We start from the raw sequence: 11,881 nt of genomic DNA, 5'->3' as shown, positions 1-11,881 counted from the left end.
ACGTCATGACCGAGAGCGAACTGGCCACGGTGGCCGACGAACAAGAGGTGCTCGCCGAGATCGCGGACATGCTGGCGCAGGTGCTGGAGGATATGGAGCTCACCGCGACCGAGGTCGGTATGGCGGACACCTTCCACGAGGACCTCGGCATGGAGAGCATCGACCTGGTGATGCTCGGCAACCTGCTCACCGAACGGTACGGGGACAAGGTGAACTTCGCCGAGTTCGCCGCCGAGCTCGACCTCGAGGCGATCATCGCACTGACCGTCGGCGATCTGGTCACCTACATCGTGCGCCGGCTCGGTGGCGAGGAGCACTGACCGATGCCGTTCGTCACCGCCAACGGTGCCCGCCTGCACGTGCAACGGCTGGCCGCGAAATCCACCGAGCCGGAGCAGCCGACCGTGGTGTTCATCCACGGCCTCGGCTGGGACAGCCTGGCCAGCTTCTACTTCACGCTCGGTGCGCCCGCCGCGTCCGCGGGTTTCCATGTGGTGACCTACGATCTGCGCGGTCACGGCAAAAGCGAGCGCCCGGCACAGGGCTACACCCTGGGGGACACCGTCGCGGACCTCGCCGGGCTGCTGGACGAGCTGGCGATCACCGGACCCGTGCACCTGGTCGGCAACTGTTTCGGGGGCACGGTCGCGTTCAGCTTCGCGCACCGCTATCCGGAACGGGTCGCCAGCCTGGTCGTCATCGAATCGGAGCCCGCGACCGGGGCCTGGTCGGTGAAACTGCGCGAACTGCTCGGCAATGCGACCGATCACCTGCTGCATCCCGATGTGCTGAACTGGATCAGCGAGAATCGCGGCGCGCACACCGCCCGGCGCAGCGTGGCCGCGGGCAAGATCTTCACCGCCACCACGATGGCCAGCGAGATCCCGCGCGGTCCGCTGCTCGGCGAAGCGGAACTCGCCGCGATCGGTTGCCCGGTCCTGGCCATCTTCGGCAGTGAATCGGATCTGGTCCAGGTGGCCGATTGGCTGCCCCGGTTACTTCCCTCCTGCAAGGTGGCGATCATCGAGGGCAGGGATCACTCGGTGCTCGCCGAGGCACCGCAGTCGGTACGCGAACTGATGGTGCCGTGGATCAACCGGCACCGGCCGCAGCACAGTGCGGTGGGCGCGCCGGAATCAGAAGGGGAGCACACGCGATGAGCGAGCCTGCGAGCGAATTGTCGGCACAGCGCCACCGCGAAGCGCCGAGCTCCCGCAGGGAACGAGAGCGATGAGCCGGTTTCTTTTCGTGGTGCCCCCACTGGTCGGGCACATCAATCCGACCGTCGGCGTAGCCGGTTGTCTCGCCGAAGCGGGGCACGAGGTGGCCTGGGTCGGCGATGCGGAGATGGTGCGCACCCTGGCCGGGGACCGTCATCCGATCTACGACTGCAGCACCGAGGTCGTACTGGGGCGGCGCCCGCCACAGGTCCGGCACGTGGAAGCGCTCCGCTACCTGTGGGAGGGTTTCCTCATTCCACTCGGCGAAGCCATGGTTCCCGGTGTGCTCGCGGCCGTCGAGGAATTCGGTCCCGATGTGCTCGTGGTGGACCAGCAGGCCTTCGCCGGTGCGCTGGTCGCCGAGCAGCTCGGCATTCCGTGGGTGACCTCGGCGACCACATCCGCCGCGTTCGACGACCCGTTGATCGGCCTGCCCAAGATCGAAGCCTGGGTACGCGATCAGCTCGACGGGCTGTGGGCACGGTTCGGCCATGCCACGCGGGTCATCGATCCGCAGTTCTCCCCGACACTGGTCCTCGCGTTCACGACCCGGGCATTGCTCGGCCCGGAACACGAACCCCAGCCGACGGTCCGGTTCGTCGGACCGTCCATCGCCGAGCGCCCCGCGGACGCGGATTTTCCCTGGCATACCTGGAAAGACGAGCGTCCCGCGGTACTCGTCACGTTGGGTACAGCCAATGTGGACGCGGGCGGGGACTTCCTCTCCCGGTGCGCCACGGCGCTGGCCGAGCGCGATATCCGGGCGGTGATCGTGGACCCGGGCGGCGTGCTCGGCCCGCAGCCGCCGCACGTGCTCGTCCGCGGGCACGTTCCCCAGCTTTCCGTGCTGCCGCAGGTGGACGCGGTGGTCTGCCACGCGGGACACAACACGGTGTGCGAAACGCTGTGGCACGGGCTACCGCTCGCGCTCGCACCGATCCGGGACGATCAGCCCGTCGTCACCAAACAGGTCGTCGAGGCCGGGGCCGGGGTACGTCTGCGGTTCGCCAGATCCGGAGCCGAGCGGATCGGCGCGGCCATCGACGAGGTACTCACCGAACCGTCCTATCGAGACAGTGCGCTGCGCATCCGGGACTCATTTCAGGCCGCGGGCGGAGCGCCCACCGCAGCAGCAGAACTGGCGGAAGTCCCCGCCAAGGTAACCGGAAGGATAACGTTATGACTTCGAAAAAAGCCGAACACGCGGCCATGGTTGAAGAACGGCGGCCGGTGTACCGTGCTGACCTCGCGGACGGCACCGAGCGATTCTTCGAGCCACGCAGGGAAACCTGCCCGTGGTGCGAATCCAGCCGACTGCGCAGGCACGTGCGTTCCAACGACGTGGTCCAGCTCAAACCGGGCAGGTTCAACCTGGACCGCTGCACGGCATGCGGGCACATCTTCCAGAATCCGATGCTCAACGATGCCGGCCTCGAGTTCTACTACCGCGACTTTTACGACGGCCTCGGCGAGCAGGACATGGGCTCGGTGTTCGAACAGAACAAAAAGGGTTACCGGTCCCGCGCCGAGGCGGGAAAAACCGTCATGGATCCCAAAACCTGGCTGGATGTCGGCACCGGGCACGGGCATTTCCCACAGGTCGCGAAGGAACTGTTCCCGCAAACCCGATTCGACGGCCTCGACCTGAGCGACGGCGTCAAACTGGCCGAGGAAGCAGGCCGGGTCGAGAAGGGCTACTGCGGGGACATCACCGAACTGTCCGAACAGCTCGCCGACAGCTACGACGCGGTGAGCATGTTCCACTACCTCGAACACACCTCCGATCCGCGCGCGCACCTGAAGTCCGCGCTGCGAATGCTGCGTCCCGGCGGGCACCTCGTCATCGAGGTACCCGATCCGGAATGCCGGTGGAACCGGTTCCTGGGTCGCTGGTGGCTGCCGTGGATGCAGCCGCAGCACCTGAACTTCGTCTCGATCGGAAACCTGCGCACCGCGCTCGCCGAACTCGGGGCCACCGTGGTCGTCGAACAGCGCGACGAATCCCGCAGCTGCGACGATCTGCCGCTGTCCCTGTGGCTGGTGCTGAACAACGCCACCCGTACCGGCGAGAACGCGCCCTGGATCCCCACCCCCTCGCGGGCAAGGAAGCTGCTGCGCTCCGCGGCGATCATCGCCGCCATCCCGCTGTTCGTGCTGTCCGTCGTGGTGGACCGGGCGGTGATGAAACTGTTCAAGGACCGCGGATTCTCCAACGCCTACCGGGTCGTCGCCGCCAAGAACTCCTGATTCGCCGAACACGAACCCGACTGGCCCAGCCGCGCACCAGGCTGGGCCAGTCGAGTATTCAGCGCTGTCTGCGCTTGGTGTCCTTGGCGCCCGGGGCCAGCTGCTCACGGAGCCCGGTCAGCAGCTCGGAGGTCCGTTCGGCGCGCGCCTCATCGCGTCCGGCCACGGCGAGCAGGACGGCATCGGTGACCGTCATCGCCGCGAGGCATTCGCCGGTGCTGCCGCTCGGCGCGTGCACGGCCTGCAGGCAGGCGCCGACGCGTTCGCGCAGCCGCGCCTCGAGCGAATCGGTGACCAGTACGACCGAGGCGCCCACCGTTTCGGCACGGCGCAGCAGCACCTCGCATTCGGTCAGCATCCTGCCGGGCGCGTACAACACGATGCAGGCGTCCCCGGTGATCGTGAGCAGTTCGTCGGCGAGCAGGAAACCGGAACCGGAGATGTCGTGCGCGCGCAGGCCGAGCCGGTTGAGGCGTTTGGCCAGGTACCGCGCGGACAGCGCCGAAACACCGACCCCGAAGGCGAAGGTCTCGGCTGCCGCGGTGAGCCGTTCCACCGCCGCGGCCACATCCTCCTCGCCGACCAGGCGCAGCGTCTCCTGCAACCGCTCGATTGCCTCGGCGAACACATAACGCAGCGTCGAATCATGATCCTCGCCGGTGTGCTCGATGCGCCTGCGCAGCCGCACCGAGGGACGGACCTCGTCGACCAGTGAACGGCCGACCTGCTGTTTGAGCTCGGGCAGTCCGTTGTAACCGAGGGTGCGCGCGGTACGCACGACCGTCGCATCACTGGTCTCGGTGAGCCTGCCCAGCTGCTCGGCGGTCGCGAAGAGCGCGTCGTGCGCGTGTTCCCGCAGGTACTCGACGACCCGCAGCTCCGCAGGGGAAAGCGCAGCACGGTGGTTGTCCACCCGTTCGGCGAACGAGATCTCGTCCATCGCTTGAAAGTCTACACGACAACTATTGACAGTATCGTAGTTGCCACTACAGTGCTTGTAGCAAGGACCCCAGTTGCAAAACAATCCGTAGTTCTCACGACACAGTTCTCCCCACACTCCCCGGACCTGATGGGAATCGATGGCGATGACCACCACTGACACACAGCCACTCGTGCGACTCAACGGAGTCGGCAAGTCCTTCGGCGAGACCAAGGTGCTCGACGGGATCGATCTGGACATCGCACCCGGCGAAGTGGTGGTGGTGATCGGGCCGTCCGGCTCCGGCAAATCCACCCTGTGCCGCTGCATCAACCGCCTCGAGCCGATCGACGAGGGCACGATCGAGTTCGACGGGAAGACCCTGCCCGAGGAAGGCAACGCGCTCGCCGAACTGCGTGCCGATATCGGCATGGTCTTCCAGTCGTTCAACCTGTTCGCGCACAAGACGGTGCGCGAGAACGTCACGCTCGGCCCGATCCGGGTCCGCAGGCGCAGCAAGCAGGACGCGAACCGGCGTGCCGGGGAACTGCTGGCCAGGGTGGGGGTCGTCGAGCACGCGGACAAACCCCCGGCGCGGCTTTCCGGTGGACAGCAACAGCGCGCGGCGATCGCGCGGGCCTTGGCGATGGACCCGCGCGTGTTGCTGTTCGACGAGCCGACCAGCGCGCTCGATCCGGAGATGGTGCACGAGGTGCTCGACGTCATCACCGGACTCGCCGCCGAGGGCAGGACCATGGTCGTGGTGACCCACGAAATGGGTTTCGCGCGCCGGGTCGCCGACCGCGTGGTGTTCATGGCCGATGGCCGCATCGCCGAGTCCGGGAACCCCGCGGACTTCTTCGCGCACCCGAAGACCGAGCGTGCCAGGGATTTCCTGTCCAGGGTTCTCGAGCACACCGAAACCAGGCCCGCCTCGTGAGCACGCGTTATCCCAACCGGCGCAGCGCCCTGTTCGCTCTCGGGGCGCTGCCGCTGCTGGCCTCGTGTAGCGGCAGCGAAACCGAGCGCACCGCGGGCAATCCGCGCTATGCCACGATCGACCAGTCCGGCGCCATCGCCCACGGCCCGGTCGCCGGACGGCTGCCGCGCACCCCGACCATCGACGAGATCAGGCAACGGGGCTACCTGCGCCAATCCGGTTCGCTGACCAATCCCGGTTTCGCGCTGGAGAACGTGAAAACCGGTGCGGTCACCGGATTCGACGCGGGTATCGCGCAACTGCTCGCCAAGTACCTGCTCGGCAAGCCCGAGGTAGACACGGTGACCGGTGGTTCGGACACCCGCGAAGCCATGCTCGGCAACCATTCCGTCGATGTGGCCATCGGCACCTACACCATCAAGGAGAACCGCGCGCGGCTGGTGAACTTCGCTGGTCCTTACTACGTGGCGCATTCCGGCGTGCTCGTCGCCGCGGACAACCGGGATATCCGGCGGCTGAGCGATCTCGACGGCCGCAGGGTCGCCGTGCAACCGGGCGCCGCCGAGGAATCCCTGCGCAAGGAGGTTCCGCACGCCATCCCGGTGCTGTTCGAACAATCCTCGCAGAACGCGTCCGCGGTGCGCCAGGGACGGGTCGTCGCCTGGTCGGCGAACACCGCGCTGCTGCTCGGGAAATCCGTGATCGACAAGGAACTGCGGATGACCGATATCGCGTTCGGTTCCAGTCCGTTCGGGATCGGCACACCCAAGGACGATCCGGCATTCAAGTCGGTGGTCGTCGAATTCCTGCACCGGATCATGGCCGACGGGACCTGGCGCAAGCTCTGGGAGTGCACGGTCGGTGTGCTGACTCCCGGCCCCGTACCCCATCCACCCCGCGTCGGCTCGGTTCCCGGTTCCTGAAGGAGGCTTGCGTGTTCGGCTCATACGGCGAAGACCTGCTCGCGGGATTCGGTGAAACCGTTCTGGTCACCGTGACCGCATTCCCGATCGCCTTCGTCATCGGCATCGTGCTCGCGGTGTTCCGGATCAGCCCGGTGCGCCCGCTGCGCATCGCGGGCAGGCTCTACGTCGACGTGGTGCGTAACTCGCCACTGCTGCTGATCGTGGTGCTGCTGATCTTCGGGCTCCCGGACGCCGGGCTGCTGCTCCCGCTGTTCTGGTGCTTCGTACTCGGCCTCGGCGGCTATTTCGGCGCCTATGTCTGCGAAACGGTCTGCTCCGGGATCCGCATCGTGGACCGCGGCCAGATCGAGGCGGCGCGCGCCATCGGCCTGCCGTTCCGGCGGGTGCTCACCGATGTGCTGCTGCCCCAGGCATTGCGCGCCATGGTGCAGCCACTGGGCACCATCCTGATCAACACCGCGCTCGGTTCGGCGCTCGGTGCCGCGGTCGGGATCTCCGAGCTCACCCTGGAAACGCGATCGTTCAATCTGGACACCGCCCAGCCGGTGCTCGCCTTCCTGACCGCGGCCTGCGGATATCTGGCCATCAACCTGCTCGTCAGCCTCGGTGTCCGGCTGCTCGAGCGGAAAGCGCGGGTACTGCGATGAACAGCACTGCGAAGACCGGCACGGCGGACGACGCCCTGTTCGATCAGCTCGGCCCGCGGGCGCGCGCCCGCCTGCGGACGGTGTCGATCATCGCGACGGTTGTCCTGCTCGCCGTGGTCACCGGGATGCTCATCGCCCTCGGTGCCTCCGGACAGCTGGATCCGGACCGCTGGGCGATCCTGGTGGACGGCGACTATCTGGGTTTCCTGGCGACCGGGCTCGGGCTGACCCTGGTCGTCGGCCTGGTTTCCACGGCCCTCTCGGTGATCCTCGGGGTGCTGCTCGCGCTCGGCAGGATCAGCCGCTCCCGCTGGCTGCGATTGCCCTGCGCCGGGCTCATCGAGTTCTTCCGCGCCATGCCGCTGTTGCTGATCCTGTTCTTCATCATGTTCGCCATGCCGATGCTCGGCCTGCGGCTGCCGACCTTCTGGCAGCTGGTGCTCGCGATCGTGGCACATGCCTCGGCGATCTTCGCGGAGATCGTGCGCGCCGGGATCCTGTCCATCGGCAGCGGACAGAGTGAGGCGGGCAAGGCGATCGGGCTGCGGCACCGCGAGGTCATGGGCCTGATCGTGCTGCCACAGGCGACGCGGGCGCTGACCCCGGCGCTCATCACGCAGATGGTGCGCACCATCAAGGAATCCAGTCTCGGCTATGTGGTCGGGCTCAGCGAACTGCTGAACAACGGCAAGATCCTCAGCGAGTTCACCGGCAACTTCATCCAGTCCTTCATCGGCGTCGGGCTGTTCTACATCATCGTCAACATCGTCCTTTCCCGGGTCGCCGAACGGCTCACCTCCCGGGTCGGCAAGCACGCATAGGAGTATTCGTGACCTTCCAGTACGCGGCACCGTCCGAGGCGGGCGTCGACGGCGGTTCCGTGCTCGGTTTCCTCGCCGAACTCGAACGGCGCGAGATGTCCTTGGACAGCCTGCTGATCTACCGGGGCGGCAAGCTCGCGCTCGAGCACTACTGGTGGCCTTACCGCGCCGATCTCCCGCACACGCTGCATTCCGCGACGAAGTCCTTCGTCGGGACCGCGATCGGGTTCGCGCTCGCCGAAGGGCACATCCGGCTCGAGGACACCCTGGTCTCGTTCTTTCCCGAGAAGGTTCCGGAAACCGCGGGGAAAAATCTGCGCGCGATCACCGTCGCCGACCTGCTCACCATGCGCACCGGGCACCGCGTCGGCCTTTCCGGGAAGACCTGGCGACTGCTGGAAACCAGCTGGGTCACCGATTTCCTCTCCCGGGATGTCGAGACCGGACCGGGCAAGGCGTTCACCTACTCCAGCGCCAGCTCGCATATGCTCTCGGCGATCGTGCAGCGGGCCAGCGGATCCAGTGTCGCCGAATACCTCGCCCCGCGGCTGTTCGAACCGCTCGGATTCTCCGGCCACAGCTGGGACACCGATCCGGAAGGGATCTGTTCCGGGGGCAACGGGCTGAGCCTGCGCAGTATCGACTTCCTGAAGTGGGGCGTACTGCATCTGCGCGACGGAATGTGGAACGGCGAGCGGATCCTGCCCGAAGGCTGGGTGGACGAGGCCACCTTCTGGCACGTGGCCCAGGCCAATGCCGGTAGCTGGAACGGTGCCGAGTTCGTTCCCGGCGACGGCGGGGACGAGCGCGAGGGCTACGGCTACCAGATCTGGCTGACCGAACAGGGCGGCTCCCGCGCCTCCGGGATGTTCGGCCAGGACGTGTTCGTGTTCCCGCAGCACGACGCGGTGATCACCACGACCGGCAGCATCACCCACGGTCTGCACCGCTACCTTTCCGGGCTGGTGCAGGAATATCTGCTTCCCGCGTTCGAGAACCCCCCGTCCACGGCGAGCGACACCCGGCTGGCCGCCGCACTGACCGAAGACAACCAGGAACCGGTGCTGCGTTCGGCCGATCCGGAACCGATACTCGCGAACACCCGGTTCACCTGTGAGCCGAACGAGGACGAACTGCGCACGATCGCCTTCACCGAATCCGACGGCGTACTGACCGTGACGCTCACCGATCCGCGCGGCAGCCACCATGTCCACTGTGGACTGTCCACATGGGTGGAATCGGAGACCACGGTCACCTGCTGGCGGCTGCACCACTCCTATCAGCCTCGGTGGATGCGCGTGCTCGGCGCGGCGCACTGGCGCGAACCGCGGGTCCTGGTGCTCGACTGGTACTTCGTGGAATCCCCGTTCCACGACACGATCACCGTGGAATTCCCCGAATCCGGCGGGCTGCACTGGTACCGCAAGGTGAACGTGAACAGCACCGAGACGGCCCGCCCGATGATCACCGCGCACCAGGATCAGCCGTGACCGGTCCACGGGTCGAGGCCCGCTTCGCGCACTACCTGTACGGCAAGGCGCCCGGCTGGGCACTGCGGGCCGATCAGCGGTTCAGCTACTACACCTATGTGCCGCCACGCCTGGCCGGACAGTCCGGACCGGTCCCGATCGTGCTGGTGGTGCACGGGACCCTGCGCCAGCCGACAGTTTACCGGGACGCCTTCGCCGAGTTCGCCGAAGAGCACGGCTGCGTGGTGCTCGCCCCGCTTTTCCCTTGCGGCATCGTGGATCCCGATGACGTGGACAACTACAAACGCCTGGAATTCCACGGGATCCGGTTCGATTTGCTGCTGATCCGGATGGTCGAGGAATTCGCCGGACGGTACGGCATCGAACCGGGACCGCTGCTGCTGCACGGATTCTCCGGCGGCGCGCAGTTCGCGCACCGATTCCTGCTGCTGCACGCCGAACGGCTGGCCGCGGTCTCCATCGGCGCACCCGGCGCGGTCACCCTGCTCGACGAGCAGCGCGACTGGTGGGTCGGCACCCGCGATATCGCCGGGCGCTTCGGAAAAGCAGTGGATCCGGCCGCCTTGCGCCGGGTCCGGGTGCTCACCGTGATCGGCGAGCAGGACCACGGGGGCGAAGAGGTGTGGGTACCGGAGACCAGCAGGCACTGGATGCCGGAGGCCAACCGGGCGGGCGCCGACCGGCAGGAGCGATTGCTCGCTCTGGAACGGAATCTGACCTCGCACGGGGTCGATGTCGAACGCGGTGTGGTACCCGGCGCCGGGCACAAGGGTTCCGCCATGCTGCCCGCCGTGCGCGAATTCTTCGCCCGAATCCTCACGGAAGGAATGTCCGAGTGAAGCTCGAAAGCCTCGAACTGCGCAAGATCGCGATCCCGCGGGTAAGCGCGTTCCGCACCTCGCGGGGAACGCAGTCGACCCACCACACGCTCCTGATACGGATGCGCATCGACGGCGTCGAGGGCTGGGGTGAGTGCGTCGCCGAGAACGAACCGACGTACTCGCCGGAATACCTCGGCGGTGCCGCCGACGTCATCGAACGCTGCCTGGCGCCCCGGCTCGCCGAGGCCGGGCAGCTGACCCCGGCACAGGTCGCACCGCTGCTCGCGGACTTCCGCGGGCACCCGATGGCCAAATCGGCGTTGGAGATGGCGGTGCTCGACGCGCGCCTGCGCGCCCTGGGCATCTCCTTCGGCGAATACCTCGGCGGGGTGCGCACGTGCGTGCCTTCCGGGGTCTCGGTCAGCATCGCCGAGAACACCGACGACCTGCTCGACGAGGTGGACGGGCACGTCGATGCCGGATACCGGCGGATCAAACTCAAGATCCAGCCGGGCTGGGACATCGAACCGATCCGTGCCGTACGGAAACGCTTCGGGACCGAACTCGCCCTGCAGGTCGACGCCAACACCGCCTACCGTCCCGGCGACGAACGGCATCTGGCCGCGCTCGACGAATTCGGCCTCGTACTGATCGAACAGCCGTACGAGCCCGAGGACTTCCTCGGCCACGCCGAACTGGCCAGGCGCATCGAAACCCCGATCTGCCTCGACGAGTCGATCGTCTCCGCGGGTACCGCGGCCACCGCGATCAGGCTCGGCGCCTGCTCGATCATCAACATCAAGCCCGGCAGGGTCGGCGGCTACCTCGAGGCACGCCGTATCCACGACACCGCGCTCGCCAGCGGGGTGCGGGTCTGGTGCGGCGGTATGGCCGAAACCGGGCTCGGCAGGGCGGGCAATGCGGCACTGGCCTCGCTGCCTGGCTTCACCCTCGCCAACGACCTCTCCGCGAGCAGCCGGTACTACGCACGCGACATCACCGAACCGAGGACCGTCGAGAACGGGCACATGTCCGTGCCACAGGGACCCGGTCTCGGCGTCCAGGTGCACGAAGACGTGCTCGCCGAATACACCGAATGGAGCAAAACACTCGGTGGCTGAACGCCCCAGCCGACGAGTAGTGCTGTGCCGAATAGTGCTGTGGCCGATGAGTTCGGCCGTCGCCGCGAGTCCTGCTCCGTAACGGCCGGTTCGAACCAGCGGAGGAGCAGCACATGGTGATCGTCGCCGGGCACATCGTCGTCGCCCCGGGAGACCGCGAGTCCTATCTCGCGGACTGCGCGCACATCGTCGAACAGGCACGCCGCGCACCCGGATGCCTCGACTTCGCCATCACCGCGGATCTGGTGGACGACGGCCGCATCGACATATTCGAACGCTGGGAGACGCAGGCCGCCGTCGAAGCGTTCCGGGACGGCGGTCCCAGCGAGGAACAGAGCGCGGCGATCCGCTCCGCCTCGGTGACCGAGTACGAGGTCACGCGGGCGCGCCCGCTGAGCTGAACCCATCGGGGCGATCGAGGCCCAACGGTTCACGGCGCAGTCCAGAGTGGCGCCCATGAACAAGACCGTGATCCGGCCCGCCCGAGACGACGAACTACCGGTGGTGGCCGAGCTTCGCTGGCTTTGGCTCCTGGAACGAGAAGGAACACCGGTCACTGCGCACGACGAGTTCGTTCACCTGCTCACGACCTGGGCACGCAAACACGCGGCAGCACATCAGTGTCTGGTCCCCGTACGCGAGAACACGATCATCGGAATGGCCTGGCTGGTGATCATCGCGCGGGTACCGAGCCCGCGAGATCGCTCGACCACGTCTCGGGGGACATGC

13 protein-coding genes are annotated in these 11,881 nt (G+C 67.0%); 12 read left to right on the top strand and 1 reads right to left on the bottom strand.

What is annotated here, in order from left to right; translation table 11 throughout:
- Positions 1 to 5 precede the first annotated feature (5 nt).
- The 4 genes from A37U_RS0126035 (at position 6) to A37U_RS0126020 (ending at position 3,467) form a co-directional block, all read left to right on the top strand.
- Positions 6 to 320 carry an acyl carrier protein gene (locus A37U_RS0126035; RefSeq protein ID WP_020499605.1) on the top strand — a complete coding sequence of 105 codons (315 nt, stop codon included), beginning with the start codon at positions 6 to 8 and terminating at the stop codon, positions 318 to 320.
- Positions 321 to 323: 3 nt separating this feature from the next.
- Complete coding sequence (locus tag A37U_RS0126030) at positions 324 to 1,160, top strand: alpha/beta fold hydrolase (RefSeq protein ID WP_020499604.1); 837 nt, start codon at positions 324 to 326, stop codon at positions 1,158 to 1,160.
- A 70-nt stretch (positions 1,161 to 1,230) separates the two neighbouring features.
- A complete protein-coding gene (locus tag A37U_RS0126025; RefSeq protein ID WP_020499603.1) occupies positions 1,231 to 2,403 on the top strand; it encodes a glycosyltransferase in 1,173 nt (390 codons plus the stop codon).
- Positions 2,400 to 3,467: a class I SAM-dependent methyltransferase gene (locus A37U_RS0126020; protein WP_020499602.1), complete on the top strand. Its 1,068-nt coding sequence runs from the start codon at positions 2,400 to 2,402 to the stop codon at positions 3,465 to 3,467. Before A37U_RS0126025 ends, A37U_RS0126020 begins: the two co-directional genes overlap by 4 nt.
- 58 nt (positions 3,468 to 3,525) lie before the next feature.
- Here A37U_RS0126020 and A37U_RS45315 read toward each other — a convergent pair whose 3' ends face one another.
- Complete coding sequence (locus A37U_RS45315) at positions 3,526 to 4,407, bottom strand: MurR/RpiR family transcriptional regulator (protein ID WP_020499601.1); 882 nt, start codon at positions 4,405 to 4,407, stop codon at positions 3,526 to 3,528.
- A 145-nt stretch (positions 4,408 to 4,552) separates the two neighbouring features.
- On the opposite strand from A37U_RS45315, the gene A37U_RS0126010 reads away from it, so the two are divergent.
- From A37U_RS0126010 to A37U_RS0125975, 8 genes are all read left to right on the top strand, one after another.
- Positions 4,553 to 5,326, top strand: a complete 774-nt coding sequence (locus tag A37U_RS0126010) for an amino acid ABC transporter ATP-binding protein (RefSeq protein WP_020499600.1) — start codon at positions 4,553 to 4,555, stop codon at positions 5,324 to 5,326.
- Positions 5,323 to 6,249 carry a transporter substrate-binding domain-containing protein gene (locus tag A37U_RS0126005; protein ID WP_020499599.1) on the top strand — a complete coding sequence of 309 codons (927 nt, stop codon included), beginning with the start codon at positions 5,323 to 5,325 and terminating at the stop codon, positions 6,247 to 6,249. The genes A37U_RS0126010 and A37U_RS0126005 overlap by 4 nt, the downstream gene beginning before the upstream one ends.
- 11 nt (positions 6,250 to 6,260) lie before the next feature.
- Positions 6,261 to 6,899, top strand: a complete 639-nt coding sequence (locus A37U_RS0126000; RefSeq protein WP_020499598.1) for an amino acid ABC transporter permease — start codon at positions 6,261 to 6,263, stop codon at positions 6,897 to 6,899.
- Positions 6,896 to 7,720: an amino acid ABC transporter permease gene (locus A37U_RS0125995; RefSeq protein ID WP_020499597.1), complete on the top strand. Its 825-nt coding sequence runs from the start codon at positions 6,896 to 6,898 to the stop codon at positions 7,718 to 7,720. The genes A37U_RS0126000 and A37U_RS0125995 overlap by 4 nt, the downstream gene beginning before the upstream one ends.
- Before the next feature lie 8 nt (positions 7,721 to 7,728).
- A complete protein-coding gene (locus A37U_RS0125990; protein WP_020499596.1) occupies positions 7,729 to 9,210 on the top strand; it encodes a serine hydrolase domain-containing protein in 1,482 nt (493 codons plus the stop codon).
- On the top strand, positions 9,207 to 10,049 hold the full coding sequence (locus tag A37U_RS45310; protein WP_020499595.1) for an alpha/beta hydrolase family protein: 843 nt from the start codon (positions 9,207 to 9,209) through the stop codon (positions 10,047 to 10,049). The genes A37U_RS0125990 and A37U_RS45310 overlap by 4 nt, the downstream gene beginning before the upstream one ends.
- Positions 10,046 to 11,152: an o-succinylbenzoate synthase gene (gene menC / locus A37U_RS0125980; protein ID WP_020499594.1), complete on the top strand. Its 1,107-nt coding sequence runs from the start codon at positions 10,046 to 10,048 to the stop codon at positions 11,150 to 11,152. The genes A37U_RS45310 and menC overlap by 4 nt, the downstream gene beginning before the upstream one ends.
- A gap of 113 nt (positions 11,153 to 11,265) precedes the next feature.
- A complete protein-coding gene (locus A37U_RS0125975; protein ID WP_020499593.1) occupies positions 11,266 to 11,553 on the top strand; it encodes a putative quinol monooxygenase in 288 nt (95 codons plus the stop codon).
- Positions 11,554 to 11,881 lie beyond the last annotated feature (328 nt).

The organism is Sciscionella marina DSM 45152 (assembly GCF_000379465.1).
GTDB lineage: Bacteria > Actinomycetota > Actinomycetes > Mycobacteriales > Pseudonocardiaceae > Sciscionella > Sciscionella marina.
Note: the sequence above shows the minus strand (reverse complement) of the source record. Positions and strands in the feature narration are given on the sequence as shown.

Coding starts and splice junctions, on each gene's coding strand:
- A37U_RS0126035 (WP_020499605.1), top strand. CDS start 6: ATGACCGAGAGCGAACTGGCCACGGTGGCCGACGAACAAGAGGTGCTC.
- A37U_RS0126030 (WP_020499604.1), top strand. CDS start 324: ATGCCGTTCGTCACCGCCAACGGTGCCCGCCTGCACGTGCAACGGCTG.
- A37U_RS0126025 (WP_020499603.1), top strand. CDS start 1,231: ATGAGCCGGTTTCTTTTCGTGGTGCCCCCACTGGTCGGGCACATCAAT.
- A37U_RS0126020 (WP_020499602.1), top strand. CDS start 2,400: ATGACTTCGAAAAAAGCCGAACACGCGGCCATGGTTGAAGAACGGCGG.
- A37U_RS45315 (WP_020499601.1), bottom strand. CDS start 4,407: ATGGACGAGATCTCGTTCGCCGAACGGGTGGACAACCACCGTGCTGCG.
- A37U_RS0126010 (WP_020499600.1), top strand. CDS start 4,553: ATGACCACCACTGACACACAGCCACTCGTGCGACTCAACGGAGTCGGC.
- A37U_RS0125995 (WP_020499597.1), top strand. CDS start 6,896: ATGAACAGCACTGCGAAGACCGGCACGGCGGACGACGCCCTGTTCGAT.
- A37U_RS0125975 (WP_020499593.1), top strand. CDS start 11,266: ATGGTGATCGTCGCCGGGCACATCGTCGTCGCCCCGGGAGACCGCGAG.